Genomic DNA, 18,889 nt, shown 5'->3' with positions numbered 1-18,889 from the left:
TCGCCGGCCGAGGAGGAACCGGCGACGAGCCGCGCCCGCGAACCCGGCGGCGCTCTACTCGCGGGTCCACTTCGCCCAATCCGATGCCGAGTGCTCGCCGGCCAGGATGAGCCCGGCGCCGCATAGAAATAGAATGGGGTGATACGAACGCCTTCGCTGGATCGGGCGAGGTAGTCCGCGGCGGGGCTGCTCGTGAGCCGACCCGTGGGAGGTGGCCATGCAACCGTCCGACCGGATGCGGGCGCTGCCGCGGCGGGCCCGGGTCATGATCATGGTGACGGTGGCGCTCATTGCGTTGCTGGTGATCGGGCCGCGTCTGGTCGTGGGGTATACCGATTGGCTGTGGTTCGGTGAGGTTGGTTACCGTCGCGTGTGGGGGACGGTCCTGGTCACCCGCCTGATCCTGTTCACGGCGGTGACGCTGCTGGTGGGTGCGGTGATCTTCGCGGCTGTGGTGTGGGCGTACCGGTCCCGCCCACTGTTCGCGGCCTCGGGCGCGAACACGGCGAAGGATCCGGTCGAGCGGTACCGGGAGGTGGTGTCGCGCCGGCCGCGGTCGTTCACGGTGGGGATCGCATTGCTGCTGGCGTTGCCGTTCGGGCTGCACGCGCAGGCGAGTTGGGAGACGGTGCAACTGTTCTTGCACGGCGGCGCGTTTGGCATCGTGGACGCGGAGTTCGGGTATGACATCGGCTTCTACGTCTTCGATCTGCCGTTCTACCGGCTGATCCTGGCGTGGTTGTTCATCGCGGTGTTCCTGGCGTTGTTGATTGGGCTGGGAACCCACTACCTGTTCGGCGGCATCCGGCTGGCACCGAGCAAGGACCACGTCATCGAGGTGTCCCGGCCGGCGCGCATCCAGCTTGCGGTGTTCGCGGGCACGTTCATCGCGCTGAAGGCGGCGTCCTACTGGCTCGACCGGTACTCCTTGTTGTGGAGCGGCCGGAAGGAACCGACTTTCACCGGCGCCGGGTACACCGACATCAACGCGGTGCTGCCGGCCCGGTTGATCATGGTCGCGATCGCGGTGCTGTGCGCGGTGGCGTTCTTCGCCGCGATCGCGGTGCGGGACCTGCGGATCCCGGCGATGGCCACGGCACTGCTGGTGCTCTCGGCGATCCTGGTCGGTGGAATCTATCCGGCGCTGATCGAGCAGTTCTCGGTCCGCCCGAATGCCGCCGACCGGGAGAGTCCCTACATCGAACGCAACATCGCCGCGACCCGGCAGGCGTACGGAATCGGCCCGGACCGGGTCGACTACCTCGACTACCCAGGGGTGGGCACCCGGTCGCCCCGGGACATTCCCGCCGACGTCACCACGATCGCCAACGCCCGCCTGCTGGACCCGACCGTGCTCTCGCGCACCTTCACCCAGCAGCAACAGCTGAAGAACTTCTACGGCTTTCCCGAGCACCTCAACATCGACCGCTACACCATCGACGGACAACTCACCGACTACATCGTCGCGGCCCGCGAGCTCTCCCCGAACAGCCTCAGCGGCAACCAGACCCAGTGGATCAACCGGCACACCGTTTACACCCACGGCAACGGGTTCATCGCCGCTCCCGCCAATAGGGTCAACGCCGCCGTCCGCGATGTCGCCGGGCAGAGCGCGAGCAGTGACAGCGGGTATCCGATCTATGCGGTCAGCGATATCGCCTCCCAGGTGGGCGGCGACCAGGTGATCCCGGTCGAGCAACCGCGCATCTACTTCGGTGAGGTGATCGCGCAAGCGGACCCGGACTACGCCATCGTCGGCGGCCCGGAGGGTGCGCCGCCGCATGAGTACGACACCGACACCGCCCAGTACACCTATACGGGCACCGGTGGGGTGCCGGTGGGCAGTTGGGTCAACCGGTTGGCGTTCGCCGCCCGGTACGGCGAGCGAAACATCTTGTTCTCCGGCGCCATCGGGTCCGAGTCGAAGATCATCTTCAACCGGGACCCGGCCGGCCGGGTTGAACACGTCGCCCCGTGGCTGACCACCGACTCCAACCCGTATCCGGCGGTGGTCGGCGGCCGGATCGTGTGGATTGTCGACGGCTACACCACCGCCGCGCACTACCCGTACTCGCAGGTCGGTTCACTCGCTGCGCCGGTCGTGAACGACACCGGCCGAACCCTGGCCCGCGAGGAGGTGTCCTATGTGCGGAATTCGGTGAAGGCTACCGTCGACGCCTACGACGGCACCGTCACCCTCTACCAGGTCGACGAGAACGACCCGGTCCTGCGGGCGTGGATGAGCGTGTTCCCCGGCACCGTGCAGCCGCCGACGGCGATCCCGACCGAGCTGCGCGCGCACTTCCGCTACCCCGAGGATTTGTTCCGCCTGCAGCGGGACCTGCTGGCGAAGTACCACGTCGATGATCCGCGGGAGTTCTTCACCACCAACGCGTTCTGGTCGGTGCCCAGCGATCCGACCGCCGACACCGGTGGGGAGCAGCCGCCGTACTACGTTCTGGTCGGCGACGCCGACACCGCGGCCCCGTCCTTCCGGCTCACCAGCGCCATGGTCGGCTTCAACCGCGAATTCCTCTCCGCCTACCTCTCGGTGCACTCCGACCCCGAAAACTACGGCAGGATCGATATTCTGCGGTTGCCGACGGACACCCAGACCCAGGGCCCGCGGCAGACCCAGAACTCGATGATCTCCGACACCCGCGTCGCGTCCGAGCGCACCCTGCTCGAGCGGTCCAACCGGATCTACTACGCCAACCTGCTGACCCTTCCGATCGCCGACGGCGGCATCCTCTATGTCGAACCGGTGTTCACCGAACGTTTGACCAGCACGCCCAACAGTTCCACGTTCCCGCAGCTGGCCCGGGTCCTGGTCAGCTATCGCGAACCCGGCACGGGCGGGGTGCGGATCGGATACGCCCCTACCCTCGCCGAGGCCCTCGACCAGGTCTTCGGCACCGGCACCGGCACCGGAGCCGTCGCCACCGCATCCGGCGGCGACGCCACCACCACGCCACCACCTACCGGCGGGCAACCGCCGGCGCCAGCCCCACCGGGCGCCCCGCCCGCCCCGCCGCCGGCGGCATCGGACCAGCTGACCGCCGCGGTCCTCGAACTCAACGACGCCCTGGCCAACCTGCGCGAGGCGCAACGCACCGGCGACTTCACCGCCTACGGCGCCGCCCTGGACCGCCTGCAACAGGCCATCGACACCTACCTGGCCGCGGGCGGAACCCCGCGCTGACCCGTCCCCTCGGCGCGGTGGTCCGTGCAATGACGTTGTCCCGTAAGGAAAATTGCGGATTCAGGCTGTAGACCGCCAGGACCACCCGCCGGTCGCGCACGCGTTCACCATCGCCGTCTCTCCGCCCCTCGAACTGATCAAGATCGACGGCGGCGAACTCTCTGCCGATCCTCGGTCTGGTTTCGCTCCCGCTCGTCGGGTAGCGACCCATCCTTGTGTCGTTACTCGGCGGCCCGCCGCCTACGCTCGCGTGTCCCGTATCCGCCGGAAGGGCGTCCCGGCACGGTGACCAGCACCGTCCAAGACCACGAGAAGTGGGCGCATGCGGGGACTGTCGGGATAACGGTTGAACTGGATCTGGCGGACACGCCGAGTTCTCTTGGCGAGAAGGCAAGACGATGACCGAAACGCTGGATCCCATGGATCAGTCGAAGATTGACCACCAGAAGCTGGCCCAACAACTGTTGGCCCAGGCCAAAGCCGAGGGCGTCGAGTTGGTCGGCCCGAAAGACTGCTCAACCAGCTCACCGCGAACGTTCTCGAAACCGCACTCGAAGCCGAAATGGACGAGCACCTCGGCTACGAGAAACACCACGTCAGGGGACGAAACGGAGAAAACTCCCGGAACGGGAGGCGGACGAAGACCGTGCTCACCGAAATCGGACCGGTACAGATCCAGGTGCCACGAGACACCGATGCCTCGTTCGATCCGCAGATCGTCAAGAAACGGCAGCGACGCCTGACCGGGGTCGACGAAATCATTCTGTCCCTCTCGGCGAAAGGCCTGACCACAGGGGAAATCGCGGCGCACTTCGATGACGTCTACGGCGCATCGGTCTCGAGGGAGACGATCAGCAAGATCACCGACAAGGTCCTCACGGAGATGACCGAATGGTCCGTCCGTCCCCTCGACTCGGTGTACCCGGTGATGTTCATCGATGCTATCCACGTCAAGGTCCGCGACGGTCAGGTCGCCAACCGACCCGTCTATGTCGCCGTCGGCGTCACGACCGCCGGGGTACGCGAGATCCTGGGATTGTGGGCAGGTGACGGCGGGGAGGGGGCCAAGTTTTGGCTCGCGTGCTGACGGAAATTCGCAACCGAGGGGTCGCCGACGTGTGCATCGCCGTCTGCGATGGGCTCAAGGGGCTGCCCGACGCGATTACTACCGTGTGGTCACTCACGGTGGTTCAGACATGCCTGATTCACCTCCTGCGTAACACCTTTCGTTATGCGTCACGTCAGTACTGGGACGAGATGTCACGGGACCTGCGGCCGATATACACCGCAGTCAACGAGGCCGCGGCCAAGGAGCAGTTCATCGAGTTCGCCGACAAGTGGGGGCCGAGGTATCCGGCGATCGTCCGGCTGTGGGAAAGCGCCTGGAGCGAGTTCGTGCCGTTCCTCGATTACGACCCAGAGATACGCCGGGTCATTTGCTCGACGAATGCGATCGAGTCCCTCAACGCGCGCTACCGGCGGGTGGTGCGGGCGAGGGGCCACTTCCTATTAGTTACGTGGAATCAGAACAGGGCTGAGAGGATCTCGGCCAAGGTGACCACGGAACTGGGAGGCAGGCATGGGAACGGTGGTGCTAGAGGAGAAGTGGCCGGTGCTCGGCAGGCACGAGCGCGCGGCAGGCTGGTTGCAGGTGTGGGGTGATCTGGGTCGAGCACCGCGGACGATCGACGCGTATGCCCGCGGGCTGGCGGAGTTCCTGCAGGTCTGTGAGGACCATGACATCGACCCGGTCACCGCGAACCGGGCCGATGTCGCGGTGTTCGTTCGCGAGCTGACCGGGCGGGCCAGCCGCCGCGGCACGAACGTGGTGTCGATCGATTCCGGGTGCGGATTGGCGAATGCCACGATCCAGCAGCGGCTGGTGCCGGTGCGGCTATTCTTCGACTTTTTGGTGGAGGAAGGTGTTCGGGAGTCTAATCCTGTTGGTCGAGGAAGGTATACGCCAGGGCGGAAGTGGGGTGGGCAGCAGCGTGGCCTTGTGCCACGGCTGGTGAAACTTCCGTGGATCCCGACCGAGCAGCAGTGGCTCGACATCCTCGCAGTCGCCGCGGCCGAGCCGCTGCGCAACCGGCTGATGCTCGCACTGGCCTACGACGCCGCGCTGCGGCGCGAGGAGCTGTGCTCGCTGCGCACCGACGACCTGGATCCAGCTCGTCGAATGTTACGCGTGCGAGCGGAGACGACGAAGAACCGGCTCGAGCGAATACTGCCGTATTCGGCACCGACCGGGGTGTTGCTGCGGGAGTATCTGACGCATCGAGCGACCATAAGCCGGGCCCGAGGACCGCTGTTTCTGTCCGAGTCGCGCCGCAACTACGCTGAGCCGTTGAGTTTGTGGACGTGGTCGAAAGTGTTGCGGCGCATTGCGATCGACTCTGGAGTGCCGCAGTTCTCCACCCACACGACCCGGCATCTGTGCTTGACGGACCTGGCACGGACGGGTTGGGAACTACACGCGATCGCCACCTTCGCCGGACATCGCAGCACCGAAACCACACTCACCTATATCCACCTGTCCGGGCGGGAGCTGGCCGACAAGCTCGCTCGCGGCATGGACCACATCCACTCCTGGCGGGTGGAGATGCTGGCCCGCCTCGGCGAGCAGGAGACCAGTCGCCGATGACAACGATGGTGAATTCGCAGGCACAATCCGCTTGGGAGTGGCCTCTACGGCTGGATCGTTTCCGGCGCCACGAACGGCTCTCGAAGAACGAAACCGATGCGCTGCAGACCCTCGGTTTCGATCTGCTGCGGCTCGACCGGGACCGCGAACACCCGCAATGGCAGGCAATTGCGCGGTTGACCGCACCACTGGACGAGGCGGTCGCGGCTCTGCACTGGCATCCTGACACCGTGTTCCAGCGACGGTTCGCCCGCTACGCCACCGCGATCGTCCTGCACCGCTGCGGTGAGCTGGGCCGCGACTTCTGGTCCTGGTCGACACAGGAGTGGGCCGAGCTGCTGCGCCCACCGCAGCTGCGGCAGCGTTTCCGGGGGCAGGTCGGCATGCAGGCACGCCCCTATCTGCTCGCCCATGCCTATCTGCTCACCGGGTTCACCGCATTCGATCTGGTCGGCCCGTTCGCGCGGCAAACTTTGGCGCAGCGGATATTCGGTTCCGCCAGCGTCGATCAGGCGGTCGAGCCGGTTCGCGCGGTGCTGAACGGATGGGGATATCGTGCCGCGAATCTGGAGTCGATGATCTGCACCTTGCTGCTGCTCAACCGCAGCCCGAAGCTGAACGAGCTCACCTCACCGGCGCTGGATCGGCTGCGGGCGGACGCGGCGATCGAACGGCACTTCCACGGCCGCCACCTGCACGGCGTTCACCGTGCTCTGGCCACGCTCGGCCACACCGGCCCGCCACCGGCACCGAGATACGGGGACGGGCCCGTCCCCATCACGGGCACCGCCCCGGGCTGGGCGCAGGCCGTCGAACGCTGGCACGCCTCCGCAACGGTCCAACCGAGTACCCGCGACACCCATCGCGTCGTGCTGGCCAAGATCGGCCGCTGGCTCGCCGCCGACCATCCCGACATCACCGGGCCCGCTGACTGGACACGGCAGACCTGCACGGCCTGGGTCGCCGCCGTCGACCGCATGCGTGTCGGCGACCACATCCAATCGAAGAACTGGCGTGAGAGCCGCACCGAACAGCTCGGAAAACTGTTGTCGGCGAAAGCGAAACGCACCTACATCCGCATCGCCCGCACCTTCTTCCGCGATATCCAGGACTGGGACTGGATCCCGCGTCGGTTCGACCCCGCGCGAGCACTGAAACCCCGCGCAGCATCCGGGCACTGCAAGGACCCGACCCGCGGGTGATCGCCGACGACCTCTGGGCCAAACTTCTCTGGGCCGGCCTCAACCTCGATCCCGGCGACCTGCCCGGAGGACCCGGAGCCCACCCCGCCGACATGGTCCGCGCCATCACACTGACCTGGCTGTTCGCCGGCCAGCGCAGCGACGAGATCGCCCGGCTCCGGCTCGGCTGCATCCGCTGGCAACACGATCAGCCCGCCGTCGGCGACGACCCACAGCAGACCGACTCATCGGTCTGTCTCCTCGATATCCCCACCCACAAGACCGGCACCGCGTTCACCAAGCCCGTCGACCCGCTGTTGGGTCGGGCGATCGAAGCATGGCAGGCCCTGCGCCCCGCGCAACCACCGATGCTGGACCGGAAAACCGGTGAGAAGGTGCACTTCCTGTTCGCTGTCCGGGCCGGACGGATCAGCAAGAACTACATCAACGACACGATCATCCCAGCACTCTGCCGCAAGGCCGACATCCCGTCCGCCGACGTTCGCGGACCGATCACCAGCCACCGCGCTCGCTCCACCATCGCGACACAGCTCTGCAACGCCAAGGAACCAATGACGCTGTTCGAGCTGCAGGCTTGGCTCGGCCACCGCAGCCCGGAATCGACCCAGCACTACGCCAAATCACCCCGGACACCCTGGCCAAGACATACAACGACGCCGGCTACTTCGCCCGCAACGTCCGAACCATCGAAGTCCTCGTTGACCGCGACGCGGCCACCTCCGGCGCTGCCGCCGCTGGTGAGCCTTGGCAGCACTACGACCTCGGCCACGGGTTCTGCAGCTACACCTTCTTCGAGCAATGCCCGCACCGCATGGCCTGCGCCCGCTGCGACTTCTACATTCCCAAAGAGTCCAGCAAAAGCCAACTCCTGCAGGCGAAAGCGAATCTTCAGCGGATGCTCGTCAGCATCCCGCTCACCGACGATGAACAAGCAGCCGTCGAAGACGGTCAAGCCGCCCTCGACCAGCTACTGCAACGCCTCGCCGACGTTCCGACCCCGGCCGGAACAACACCACGCCAACTGACCGCCACCCCGTTGCCGATCGGCGCTGTCAACCATGGCCGACCAGCACGAACTTGACAATCCTGATTCCACAGAACCAGCGAGCAGTCCGCGCTCAAGTGTCTCTACCTCGCCACCCGGTCGCTGGACCCCACAGGTAAGGGAAGAGCACGATGGGTGACGAGGTGGAAGCCGGCCCTCAATGCGTTTGCTATCACATTCGAAGGCCGTATCACCCCAACTGTGATCTAGATTCATGCGCCAGATCTGGATCCACCGATGTTCTGACAGTCCCCCGCTGCTTGACAGATGAGCAAGTGACAGTCGCGATGACGGCGGAAAACCTTCCTCGCCGCGGCGATGTTTCGATCCCGTCAAAGCTGTGGTTTAGAACATATCTCGAATGGGGTACAGAGATAACCCTGAGGGGGACTGTCACACGCTTTCAGTAGTGGTTTGCTTCAAGTTCTCCGCAGTCCACCTGATTCTCGAAATGTGAGTGACCATGACTCAAGATGAAGTCGCCATGCTTACCTTCGCCCTGCGCTGGGCGCCCTACGGAGGCGGAGACGAGCATATCCTTCCCGAGTTCGGATTGCTTCCGACAGTGTTCTACCGGCGTCTCCAGGCCATACTGATGGCGAGAGCGCTCAGCGGAGTCGAATTCGCAACAAGACGTGGTCTGCTCGAACTGTGCGCGGTCAAGCTTTCGGGGTCGAGTTCATCGGCATCCAGTGCAGGGCGACGAGAGACAACACAAAGCGCTTAGGCGGCTCGCCGGCACACTGTTCTGCGGACGATTGTTCGTCGACTCCTCGTGTTGAGAACGAACTCAGCGGTCGGTGGCGATACACAAGTGCTCGACACGAACTATTGGTGCAGTCAGCATTTCGTCTCGGAGTCGCCGGGATGTGTCAGGGACACTTCGCGGGACTCGCCAACGATGTCGGCGGTCGGCTCAAGTCCCGGGGCAGCGAGGTGCGTGTGCGGCAGCACGGTCCGGCCGTCGGCCCAGTCGCGGCATGTCCCGTTGCCGGGCTCCGTTCTACGCCGTCGGGGCGGGCCGTGAGGCGCGTAGGGACACGAAACGACGGAGGTCGTCGCGGAAGTTGGGATCGAGTTGGTTGGCTGTCGGTCCTGCCAGGATGCTGTCCAGTCTCGCGATGTAGCAGGCTGGAGTCATGCCGAACTCGACCAGGAGGTCGCCGGTTGTACCACCGCCGTAGGGAAGCCATCGGCGCGCGAACTCGATGATCCTCATATCTTCGATGGCAGAGTCGTCGAACACGGTACTACCTCCAACCGTTAGACCTGGACAAACGTGGAGAACTGCGTCTTCTCGACCGAGTTGTTCCGGGACGGTGCCCGGACCCGGACAGGCTGTCGCCAGAATTGGATTGCTGTCTGAAATTCTACCGAGTGCGCGAGACCATTCGATCTGTCTAGTGCACCAGCGCGCGGACTGGACTGCAACTCCTTGCAGGAAGGATCCCCCTGTTGGGGAGTGTTTTTCCCCCTCAGGGGGAGTCCGGTCGGGTGATGTGAGCCATATCTTGAGAGATGTCTTGGCACGGCGTTTGGGTCTATGCGCCTCAAATCCGGCATGTTCATCCCTGGAAGTTTGGAGTACCGATGTCAGCCGTCAGCTCGGTGGAACAGCCCGGGGAGGGAGTTGGCGTTGTCGGAGGGAACCACACACGAAGGGTGGGGACCGAATCGGATTTCTTGACACGTTCGAGTTTCTTTCCTGGCAACAGCCTTCAGTCCAAGCTCCTGACACACGCGTTACGTGCGACCGTCAAACCTGCGCTCGGTGTGTGGGCACACGTTCCGAGCGCACGTTGGGCCGCGCGGCTGGTTGACCAGGCCGCGTGCGTGCTACCCCCGCTCGATGGGGTCGGGCATCGTCGTGTGCGCTTGACGGATTGCGACGCGGATTGGATCCAGGCGCACAACGCCGACCTGCACAGCGTGGTCCTCTACCTTCACGGCGGGGGGTTCCTGACCGGTGGCCTCAATACGCATCGCCGTCTCGCTTCCCGGATTTCGCAGTCGGCCGATGCCAGCGTGCTCAGTGTCAACTACCGACTGATGCCCACACACGCAATTGGGGACGCCGTCGCCGACGGGCTCGCCGGCTATCGCTGGTTGCTTGCACGAGGATTCTCCCCGACCCAGATCGTCATCGCCGGCGATTCCGCCGGCGGATATCTTGCGTTCATGGTGGCACTGGCACTCGCCGACCTGGATCTGCCGAGGCCGGCCGGTCTGGTCGCATTATCACCGCTCACCGACTTGGACCCGACCGTCAAGTTGCAGCATCCCGCGTCTGCACGATGTCCGATCCTTCCCAGTTCTGCACTGGTAGCGCTGACCGCCCTCACCGAGCGCGTGGAGCGCCGTACTCGTGGCGTTTCGGAGCTGCCTTTGTCTCCCGTCGACGCAGACCTGCGCGGGCTCCCGCCGGTACTACTTCAGGTCGGATCCAGAGATATGCTATTTCCCGATGCGCGGTTGATGTTCGAGTGCCTTACCGATGCCAGGGTCCCGGTCGCCCTCGAGGTCTGGGATGGCCAGTTCCACGTCTTTCATGTGGCTGCGGATCTTCTGCCCGAGGCACGCAGGGCAATTGAGCGCGTCGCGGAGTTCATTCGCGTGGTGACCACCGTTCGAGGCGGCGATTCGGCACCTGACCCCCTTGATTCGGACCGCGAGATCGCCTAACGCTTCACGCAAGTCGGTACGGGCGATGCTCTGGGGTTGAATCCTGTACGGAAGATCGCTAGCGCGATGTGACAGCAGATCTGTGTGAGCAACATTTTCGGCACGAGCCGCACAGGGTGATTTGCGTGGAAGATACGGCAAAACCTTCACGAGGGATGGGAATCGATTTCAATGGCCTGGCTGTTTCTTGTTATAGCGATTGTTCTCGAGGTTGCGGCTACGAGTATGTTGCCGCTCACGCATGAATTCACCCGATTTCGGGTATCTGCGGCGGTGTTGGTGCTCTATGGGGGCGCGTTCTTTCTGTTGGCGAATGCAGTCAGGCAGATCGACATCGGCGTTGTCTACGCGCTGTGGTCGGCGCTGGGGACGGCGGCGGTGGTTGCACTCGGCGTCCTCTTCCATGGAGAACGTGTCTCACGGGTCAAGGTTGCCGGTCTGGCTCTAACCGTCGTCGGTATCGTCGCGATGAATTTTGGAGGGTAGGCGCCATGGGTTGGTTCTACCTCATGGGGGCGGTTGTCGTGGAAATCTTTGCCACAACCGGTCTTCACTTGACTGACGGGTTCACGCGGCTGCTTCCGACGGTCGGGGTTCTCGCTGGATACCTCCTTTCGTTCTTCTTCTTGTCGAAGGCGCTCAGATCGCTCTCTCTGGGTGTCTCGTACGCGTTGTGGTCGGCAATTGGCACCGCCTCTATTGCGGTGGTGGGAGTGCTGCTGTTCGGTGATGCTGTATCGGTCGCACGAGTGGCCGGATTGATATGCATCGTGGCCGGTGTGGTCATCTTGAACATCGAGACGGACCGTGAGTCCAGGCCGACCGTGCCAGTGGATGCCCAGCAAACGGTGGAGTGCGACTGAAGGCAATCGCGCGAGAGCGTCGGCACTTGTGATGCCGTACACGCGTGTTCTCCCAACAGAGGAAAGCCGATGGTCTTCGGTATCCGCGTGAGGTGCAAGGTTGTCCGCAGACAGAAGGTCTTTACGTCGATGAGTTCCGGTGGCGCCACGTGTGTTGTCAGGTCGCGGCCAGTATGTGGGCGATCCGTGCGTCCTCGTCCAACAATACTTGGGTCAATCCGAGCTCCGAGCATTTCGCTGCGACCGGAGCCAGCACGGACCGCGCCTCCGCGAACTGCTCCGCGGCGGACAAACACACCGTCAACAGCAATTTCGTGCGGATGAGCGCCCGGGGTCTGGCCTGACTTTCGATGCTGAGCATGAGTTCCTTCGCGCGCGCACAGGCGTGCGCGACACTGTCGGGAGAATCCTCACGGAGCAGGAGCCTGATCGACGAGTCTTCGTCGAGTTCGGATGTGATGGTGGCGATCCCGTCTGCTTGCGGACGGTAGGCCTTCGACGCCATCAACCGCGTGCGGATCTCGTCGCCGACGGGAAGCCCTGCGCGGATCCGCTCGTTGACCATCCGGGCGGCCAGACGTGGCAGCCGCAGCGATTCGGCAATCCTGGCGCCCTCCTCGAGCCGATGTTCGGCCTCCTCATGATGTCGGAGTGAGGATTTGACCCGTGATCCGGTGCCGTAGGTGGCGAGCATGAATTCCACGAGGCCACCGCCCTCGGAGCCGAGTTTGTAGCTTTCGTCCAGGAGTCGTTCGGCCTCGGCAATCTGTCCCATCTCGTAGAGAAGCGCTCCGAGCAAGGCCCCGGCGAGTCGTGCTGCATGGGCGTGGACCCCAGATTTTCCAGTCATCGCCACTGCGGATCGGAAGTAGTTCTCGGCCGCGGGAATATCGAGTTGTTCGTATGCCGCCGCGCCGGCCAGACAGTATCCGTACATGACACTGAAGGGGCCGCTGGTTTGCGCATGATATGCGGCTGCCCAGTCCTGCCAACGGCGCGCTGCGTCGAAGTCGAATGTGTAGAGGGCCACGAAGGAAGCGATGCTGCCGGCGCCCGACGCGAGGAAGGGCCGCACCGCGTTCGGGTGGCGCAAACAATCGGCGACGAGTTCCTGCACCCCTGAAATCTCATCGGCAAAGAGTTTGCCGGATGCTTGGACGACAGCAGCTTCGACGCGAAGGGCATGTATTGCAGCCTCGTCTGCCTCGGTGTTCGTGAGTGCGGCATCGAGTTGATCGAGTGCTGCTCTCATCTGTCGTGGACGCTGCATCAGAATGTTCGCCCAGGCGATGTTCAATTGGAGTCGGGCACTTGTCACAGCAAGGTTCGGGGGAAGTTTCGCGACAAGCCCGAGGAGGGTCGTCATCCGCGAGTCCTCGATGAGTGTCATGCCACCGTCCTCGACCAGTCGAAGGGCGTGGTCGGTGTCGCCGGCGGCAAGCGCGTTGTCGACCGCCTCGCTGAGCATGTTGTGGTCGGCAAACCAGTGTGCGGCGATCCGGTGGAGATGTTCACGACGGCCCGGATGGAGGCGTTCGAGGCGGCGATGGAGGAGATCGGCGAACAGGTGGTGGTAGCGGAACCATTCCCTGTCGTCATCGATGCTTTGCAGAAACAGGTCTCGTCGTTCGATTTCCTCGAGCATCTCTTGGCCGGATGGAACGTGTGTGAGCTTTCCTGCGAGGTCACCGCAGGTCTTCTCCGTGATGGCTGTGGACAGGAGGAACTCGAGGATCGTCGGTTCGAGCGTGCTCAGGACGTTCTCCACCAGGTACTCGTGGATGGCATGGTGTCCTCCGGACAGATGCGCGATGAAGTCCAAGCGATTGCTGCGCCCACGTAGCGACAGCGATGCCAATTGCAGCGCCGCGACCCACCCGTCGGTCGATTGGCGGAGGCTGCTCACTTCTTCGTCGTCCAGTGCGAGTCCGTTGACGTCGACGAGGAACGCCCTGGATTCCGCGCTGTCGAAACGCATTGCCGTCGGCCCGATCTCGACGAGTTCGTCGCGTACTCGCATGAGGCTCAGCGGAAGACCGGATTGGGATCTTGTCGCGACGATGACCTGGACGTGATGGCATCCGTTCTCGAGCAGGAAGTCCATTGCCGCCACAGTGTCGGAAGAGGTCACCCGGTGCCAGTCGTCGATTATGATGGCGATCGCGCGGCCACCGTCGTGAATGTCGTTGATCAACGAGGGCAGCACGTATCGCGCGGCATCTTCGTAGTGGTCTTCGAGGATGCGCTCCAGTTCGGGCGTGATCGTGGGCAGCGCGGTGTGGATTGCCTTCACCAGGTGGGACAGAAACCAGGTGACGTTGTTGTCATCGCGGTCGATGGTGAGCCAGGCGACGGGCATTCCGTCGGCGATGAGAGCGTGCCGCCATTGGGAGGCCAGGGTGCTCTTGCCGAAACCTGCGGGGGCGTGGATCACTGTCAGGCGTCGACCAGCACCGGCGTGCAGGGTCTCGAGGAGTCGTCGGCGCTCGACCAGTGGCCGAGCCGAGGTCGGGGGACGAAACTTTGTGGCGGCGGTGGGCGGGGTGTTCGGCACCGCTGCCGACGTCTTCGATGCGGGAGCCCCGCCCCTTCCTGTCGGGGGCGATGTGGCTCGGTACGGATCGGCGGGCATTGCCATCGCGTCCATTTGCAGCCCGTGCAGGAGTTGGACCGTTCGAAGCTCGTTTCCGAATGCGTCGGCCGATGCTGGTCGATCGGCGGGATCGCCCGCCATGGCGTGTTCGATGGCGGTGCACACGTCGTCGGGAATACCGTGCTCACGCAGGTTCGGGACCGGTTGGTTGGTGACCCGCACGAACTGTGCAACCACCCCTTCCTGGGTGCGGCGCTCGAAGGCAGCGTGTCCAGTCATCAGGCAAAACAGCGTCGCACCGAGACCGTATATATCGGACGCGGGACTCGGAGGTTGTCCCTTGAGCACTTCGGGGGCGGTGAAGGCGGGGGTGCCGACGATGCTGCCCGCGGATGTTTCGAATTCGCCCCCGATCCGGGCGATGCCGAAGTCGGTCAGTTGCGGCTCGCTATATCCCGTGATCAGGATGTTGGCAGGTTTGATGTCACGGTGGAGGATGCCCTCGCGGTGAGCGGCCGCCAGAGCACCGGCCAGTTTCACTCCGATCCCGAGCACGGTGGGCAACGGGAAGGGCCCTTTCTGCCGAAGCAGGGTTTGGAGAGACCCGTGTTCGTGGTATGGCATCACGAGGAAGAGGGACCCGTTCGCGGTGACGCCGACATGGAGAATTTGGACGATGTGGGGATGGCTGGAGAGTTTGCCCATGGCGCGTTGTTCTCGAATGAAGCGGGTGCGGTCGTCTGGGTCGACATCGGTGGTCAGCACTTTGACGGCGACTGTTCGATCGAGGGAACGCTCTGTGCAGCGATAGACCACCCCGAATCCTCCGCGTCCGACTTCCTCCGCGTTCTCGAGTCCGGCCAGGTCCAACTCGGTGGCGATATCGCGGCTCAGATCACGTTGAGTATTCGGCAGGTCGACTTCGTCGAACTCGTCCATCGGTAGCTCAATCCTCGATGTACTTCTACCTCTTTGCGGCAGGTCTAAGGGTGTGTCACGACTGCGGTGCCTCCCATTCGGGGCAAAGTCCGCCGCGAGTGGCTCATACACATCTCCAATCAATGTGATTCAACTCACATGCTAGCGGAGTGCGATTCGGTGCTGTGGCCAAGTCCGAGCCTTTTGACAGCAGAGTGGGGCGGCGGCAGATCGATCTGGTCATCCGCTACCGGCGACGCATGCCCTCGAAGGTCAGGCGTAGGACTGCGTCGCCGAGATCCTCGGATGATCCTTCGGTTCGCGGTCGGTACCACTCGATGAGCGAGTTGAGCATGCCGAACACGAGGCGGCCGGTGAGCGCGGGATCGATGCCTGGCCGGAGGTCTCCCTCCTCGGCGGCCCCGACGACGAGGTCACGCACAAAGAGATCGAACTCCCGTCGCCGGGCGATGGCGCGGCGTTCCACGGGAGTGTTCCCGCGAACGCGCAGCAGGAGGGTGACATAGGGCAGTTCTGCGACGAGGATCTCGGCGGTGCGCCGGAGGAAGTACTCGAGGCGGTCGATGTGTCGGCCGTTGGTGGCCTGCCGTTCGGTGGTGACGGCTAAGAGTGAGTCGAGCGCTCGCGACAATGCTCGCTCCAGCAGTTCGGTCTTACCCGACACGTGGTGGTAAATCGACGACTTCGTGATTCCCAGCCGCTGGGCCAAGGCCTCCATGCTGGTGCCCTCGTAACCCTTGTCGTTGAAGACCTTCACGGTAACGGCGAGGAGTGAGTCGAGGTCATAGCCGGGTCGTCCGGGCCGCTGAGCGGGGTGTGCGGTCCTCATGAGTTACGCACCTTCCCGCGGCGCCCGTGCGACGTTGCAGTGCCCGTCGTGATCGTCAGCCACGTCCGTTCTCGCCGAAGCGACGATCGCGCCGGCTCCGCGGTTTGGCAGGGCTCACCCAGGGTGGTGGTCGAGCCCGTGTCGGAGGCTCCGTGGTGTGTGGGCGGTGTCGGCGTGTCCGTCCGGGTCGGAACACCGCATGGCGCTGGTGGGTGCCGTCTCACACCACTCGCCGAGCCTTCATCCCATCGAACACGGGCGCGATGCGAACCACGTCGCCGGTGGTGGGCGCGTGCACCATTTTGCCGTTGCCGATGTAGATTGCCACGTGCCCGGGGCCGGCGGGACCCCAGTTGCCGAACAGCAGGTCACCTGGCCTTGCGTCGGCGAGGGGAATCTCGGTACCGACGTTCCACTGAGTTTCCGAGGTGCGAGGTAGGGATACGTTCTCTGTTGTTGCGGCGTGGACGGCGTACGAGGTAAGCCCGGAACAGTCGAAACCGCCACCGGAGGGCCCGTTCACGTTGCCGCCGCCCCACACGTAGGGAAGGCCGAGATAGCGCAGGGCGGACTCGACGATCCTGCCGCCGACGCCTCCCCAGTCGCCGGCTCCGGAAGCGAAGAACGACGCGAACCGGGATTCGGCTGCCCGGATCTTCGCCACGTAGGGCTTTGTCTGATTCTCGTAGTCGGGGAGCCCCGAGGGCATTCCGCCCGATCGGCGGACCGCTCCCACGCCGGCGTTGTACCCGGCGAGCGTCAGGTCCAGCACGTCACCTGAGACGATGCCGGCCTGCTTCCACGAATCGATCTCCTCGTACATGTCGCAGAGCAGATGCCCGGACGCCATGACCGAGTCGCCGACAGCAAGTACGTCCGCCTTTCCGTCGCCATCGGCGTCGCGCCCGTATTTTGCCCAGGTGCCGGGCATGAACTGACCGGGTCCACGGGCGCCATCCGGAGACACGGGCGCTGAGGCGCCGTATCGGAAGTTGTTCTCCGCCGAGTACAAGGCCGCCAGGACCGGGGCTTTGATGCCGTCGCAGATACTTCCCGCCTTCTGGAACCAGGGGACGAATACTGCGATCGCCCCCAGCTGTGAGGCTGCCCGGGGGGAGGCGTCGGATACGGTGGGGTGGTAGGAGATCTCGGAGACGGCAAGCGGCGTCGAGTCGAATTGCTCAACGTGGTCACTATATTCGGGGATTGTCCCGTCAGGTTCGGGTTCGTGCACGGTGGAAGGAATCTCGCCCGTGGTGTCACCGGTCGCGTCGGGTGGGGGAGAGGCGCTCTCAGGCGGTGGTGAGTAGGCTTCTATCGTATCCTGGACGGCATCTGCAGTATTGGTGATCGTTTGCTGCACTGCGCCTTGCGTCTCGGGCGGTAGCTGCTCGACGGCGTCGTTGACCTGTTGCCCGATCGCGGGTGCGGCTTCTGTGATCTGTTGTACCTGTTGGGTGCCATAGTCTTTCAAGGCCGGAGGCGCCTCCGATCCGTGTATCGCGCCACCGAGCGCTGTGGCGACTGCGACGATGATCGCCGAAGGATCGACCGACATCTACTTCCTCCCGTGCTGTGACCCAACCCTGTGAAATCTTCTGATGTGATCCAAGTCTCGACCACTGGGCGGCCAAGTTCCTCACACCATTTGGGGATTAGGGTCCACCTTTAGAGAGATTCGCGGGGGTGTGTCGGTACTTCGCCTGTGGGCGAGACGCGCCTCCTCGAATCGAATTGGCCGATCCGACGACCGCGCCAGGCCGGTCCGGCGATGACGTTCGTCGCCTCACCGGGGTGACCGCGGGTGGGCGCGGCCTCGCGGGTCAGGGGGTTGTGGGCCGATTGTGCACTCCGGAGGCAACCGTGCTCTGGGTCGCCGCGTCGAGGCCGTACGGGGTGTACAGGGTGAATCGGTCGATGATGTCGCCGAACCTGCGTGATATCTCGGCCGCGGCCGCGTCGGGCTCGCCGACGACCGCGAAGGTGCGCAGGATGGTGTCGTCGATCAGTCGTGTCATGGACGACCAGTCGTCGAGCTTGGACAGCCGGCGGAGCTCTGTCTGCAGGTCGCCCCAGCCGTGAAGGTCGAGGACTGCCCGGTACGCCGCTGTGGACCCGTAGAAGGCGATCTGTTTGCGCACGGCGGTTGCCGCTTCCTCGAATTGCCGTTCATCTGATCCGGTGACGACGAGTCCGGGATAGGACAGGGTGAAATCCTCGAAGGTCTTTCCGGCCGTGGCGAGGGCGGATTTGATCTGCGGGACGGTCACTTCCCGGAGATATCGTTCGGTGGTGAAGCCGTGGACGAGCATCCCGTCCGCGACCTCGGCGGCGACGGACGTCATCTGCGGGCCTACGGCGGCGATCATCACTTGGGGAGGCCCGAATTCGTTACGCGGAGGTCGGAACATCGGTGTCATCAGGGTGTGGCTGTAGTAATCCCCGCGGAAGTCGAGGGCTGTCTGGTTTTGCCAGCTGTCCCAGATGGCGTGGAGTGCATTGACGAATTCCCGCATCCTCGGCGCCGGCGCGGACCACGGCATGCTGAACCGGCGCTCGATGTGCGGCTTGATCTGTGATCCCAATCCGAGGGTGAATCTCCCGGAGCTGAAGGACTGCATATCGTTGGCGACCGTGGCGAGAGTCATGGGATTGCGTGCAAATGCCACAGCGATCGCGGTGCCCACGTGGAGTCGGGGTGCGTTCTCCGCCGCGAGGAGAAGCGGCAGGAAGGGGTCGCGACTGACCTCCGTCGACCACACCCCGTCGAAGCCGGCCCGTTCCGCGAGTCCGACCTGCTCGTGTATCTCGTGGAGGTTCGCCCCTCCCGTTCCGTCGATGGATCCGCCTATGTTGCCGTCGATCAGCATCCGAACTCCCTAGATTCCAA

12 protein-coding genes and 2 pseudogenes are annotated in these 18,889 nt (G+C 64.1%); 9 read left to right on the top strand and 5 right to left on the bottom strand.

Annotation, left to right across the window (positions count from 1 at the left end):
- The first annotated feature begins 217 nt into the window (after nucleotides 1–217).
- From JVH1_RS40775 to JVH1_RS40750, 6 genes and pseudogenes are all read left to right on the top strand, one after another.
- A complete protein-coding gene (locus tag JVH1_RS40775) occupies nucleotides 218–3,202 on the top strand; it encodes a UPF0182 family protein (RefSeq protein WP_009472331.1) in 2,985 nt (994 codons plus the stop codon).
- Between the two features lie 398 nt (nucleotides 3,203–3,600).
- Nucleotides 3,601–4,705, top strand: a pseudogene (locus JVH1_RS40770) (IS256 family transposase); the annotation flags it as partial.
- A 76-nt stretch (nucleotides 4,706–4,781) separates the two neighbouring features.
- On the top strand, nucleotides 4,782–5,846 hold the full coding sequence (locus tag JVH1_RS40765; protein WP_043777100.1) for a site-specific integrase: 1,065 nt from the start codon (nucleotides 4,782–4,784) through the stop codon (nucleotides 5,844–5,846).
- On the top strand, nucleotides 5,843–7,048 hold the full coding sequence (locus JVH1_RS40760; RefSeq protein ID WP_009472335.1) for a hypothetical protein: 1,206 nt from the start codon (nucleotides 5,843–5,845) through the stop codon (nucleotides 7,046–7,048). Before JVH1_RS40765 ends, JVH1_RS40760 begins: the two co-directional genes overlap by 4 nt.
- A 92-nt stretch (nucleotides 7,049–7,140) precedes the next feature.
- Nucleotides 7,141–8,073 (top strand): tyrosine-type recombinase/integrase, encoded by a 933-nt coding sequence (locus JVH1_RS40755; RefSeq protein WP_202803468.1) that lies wholly within the window; start codon nucleotides 7,141–7,143, stop codon nucleotides 8,071–8,073.
- Nucleotides 8,074–8,141: 68 nt separating this feature from the next.
- A pseudogene (locus tag JVH1_RS40750) lies at nucleotides 8,142–8,303 on the top strand (IS256 family transposase); the annotation flags it as partial.
- Nucleotides 8,304–9,096: 793 nt separating this feature from the next.
- Here JVH1_RS40750 and JVH1_RS40745 read toward each other — a convergent pair.
- Nucleotides 9,097–9,339 carry a DUF3263 domain-containing protein gene (locus JVH1_RS40745; protein WP_009472338.1) on the bottom strand — a complete coding sequence of 81 codons (243 nt, stop codon included), beginning with the start codon at nucleotides 9,337–9,339 and terminating at the stop codon, nucleotides 9,097–9,099.
- Nucleotides 9,340–9,755: 416 nt separating this feature from the next.
- On the opposite strand from JVH1_RS40745, the gene JVH1_RS40740 reads away from it, so the two are divergent.
- From JVH1_RS40740 to JVH1_RS40730, 3 genes are all read left to right on the top strand, one after another.
- A complete protein-coding gene (locus JVH1_RS40740) occupies nucleotides 9,756–10,775 on the top strand; it encodes an alpha/beta hydrolase (RefSeq protein ID WP_237735050.1) in 1,020 nt (339 codons plus the stop codon).
- A 171-nt stretch (nucleotides 10,776–10,946) separates the two neighbouring features.
- On the top strand, nucleotides 10,947–11,261 hold the full coding sequence (locus JVH1_RS40735) for a multidrug efflux SMR transporter (RefSeq protein WP_005566052.1): 315 nt from the start codon (nucleotides 10,947–10,949) through the stop codon (nucleotides 11,259–11,261).
- Between the two features lie 5 nt (nucleotides 11,262–11,266).
- Entirely contained in the window at nucleotides 11,267–11,638 is a 372-nt protein-coding gene (locus JVH1_RS40730; protein WP_005566053.1) for a multidrug efflux SMR transporter, read from the top strand.
- Nucleotides 11,639–11,795: 157 nt separating this feature from the next.
- Here the strand turns inward: JVH1_RS40730 and JVH1_RS40725 are convergent, their stop codons facing one another.
- The 4 genes from JVH1_RS40725 to JVH1_RS40710 form a co-directional block, all read right to left on the bottom strand.
- Nucleotides 11,796–15,170 carry a serine/threonine-protein kinase gene (locus JVH1_RS40725; RefSeq protein WP_009472341.1) on the bottom strand — a complete coding sequence of 1,125 codons (3,375 nt, stop codon included), beginning with the start codon at nucleotides 15,168–15,170 and terminating at the stop codon, nucleotides 11,796–11,798.
- 226 nt (nucleotides 15,171–15,396) lie between these two features.
- Entirely contained in the window at nucleotides 15,397–15,999 is a 603-nt protein-coding gene (locus tag JVH1_RS40720) for a TetR/AcrR family transcriptional regulator (RefSeq protein ID WP_009472342.1), read from the bottom strand.
- A gap of 220 nt (nucleotides 16,000–16,219) precedes the next feature.
- Entirely contained in the window at nucleotides 16,220–17,557 is a 1,338-nt protein-coding gene (locus tag JVH1_RS40715; RefSeq protein ID WP_009472343.1) for a bifunctional lytic transglycosylase/C40 family peptidase, read from the bottom strand.
- Between the two features lie 265 nt (nucleotides 17,558–17,822).
- Complete coding sequence (locus JVH1_RS40710) at nucleotides 17,823–18,869, bottom strand: TIGR03617 family F420-dependent LLM class oxidoreductase (RefSeq protein WP_009472344.1); 1,047 nt, start codon at nucleotides 18,867–18,869, stop codon at nucleotides 17,823–17,825.
- Between the last annotated feature and the right edge of the window lie 20 nt (nucleotides 18,870–18,889).

Origin of the sequence: Rhodococcus sp. JVH1 (assembly GCF_000280725.2) — a bacterium.
Lineage (GTDB): Bacteria > Actinomycetota > Actinomycetes > Mycobacteriales > Mycobacteriaceae > Rhodococcus_F > Rhodococcus_F jostii_A.
This window is presented reverse-complemented; position numbering and strand designations above follow the sequence as displayed.

What these genes read in the sequence shown, in the direction of transcription:
- JVH1_RS40725 (WP_009472341.1), bottom strand. Translation starts at nt 15,170, where the DNA reads ATGGACGAGTTCGACGAAGTCGACCTGCCGAATACTCAACGTGATCTG.
- JVH1_RS40765 (WP_043777100.1), top strand. Translation starts at nt 4,782, where the DNA reads ATGGGAACGGTGGTGCTAGAGGAGAAGTGGCCGGTGCTCGGCAGGCAC.
- JVH1_RS40735 (WP_005566052.1), top strand. Translation starts at nt 10,947, where the DNA reads ATGGCCTGGCTGTTTCTTGTTATAGCGATTGTTCTCGAGGTTGCGGCT.
- JVH1_RS40775 (WP_009472331.1), top strand. Translation starts at nt 218, where the DNA reads ATGCAACCGTCCGACCGGATGCGGGCGCTGCCGCGGCGGGCCCGGGTC.
- JVH1_RS40715 (WP_009472343.1), bottom strand. Translation starts at nt 17,557, where the DNA reads ATGTCGGTCGATCCTTCGGCGATCATCGTCGCAGTCGCCACAGCGCTC.
- JVH1_RS40760 (WP_009472335.1), top strand. Translation starts at nt 5,843, where the DNA reads ATGACAACGATGGTGAATTCGCAGGCACAATCCGCTTGGGAGTGGCCT.
- JVH1_RS40710 (WP_009472344.1), bottom strand. Translation starts at nt 18,869, where the DNA reads ATGCTGATCGACGGCAACATAGGCGGATCCATCGACGGAACGGGAGGG.
- JVH1_RS40730 (WP_005566053.1), top strand. Translation starts at nt 11,267, where the DNA reads ATGGGTTGGTTCTACCTCATGGGGGCGGTTGTCGTGGAAATCTTTGCC.
- JVH1_RS40755 (WP_202803468.1), top strand. Translation starts at nt 7,141, where the DNA reads ATGGTCCGCGCCATCACACTGACCTGGCTGTTCGCCGGCCAGCGCAGC.
- JVH1_RS40720 (WP_009472342.1), bottom strand. Translation starts at nt 15,999, where the DNA reads ATGAGGACCGCACACCCCGCTCAGCGGCCCGGACGACCCGGCTATGAC.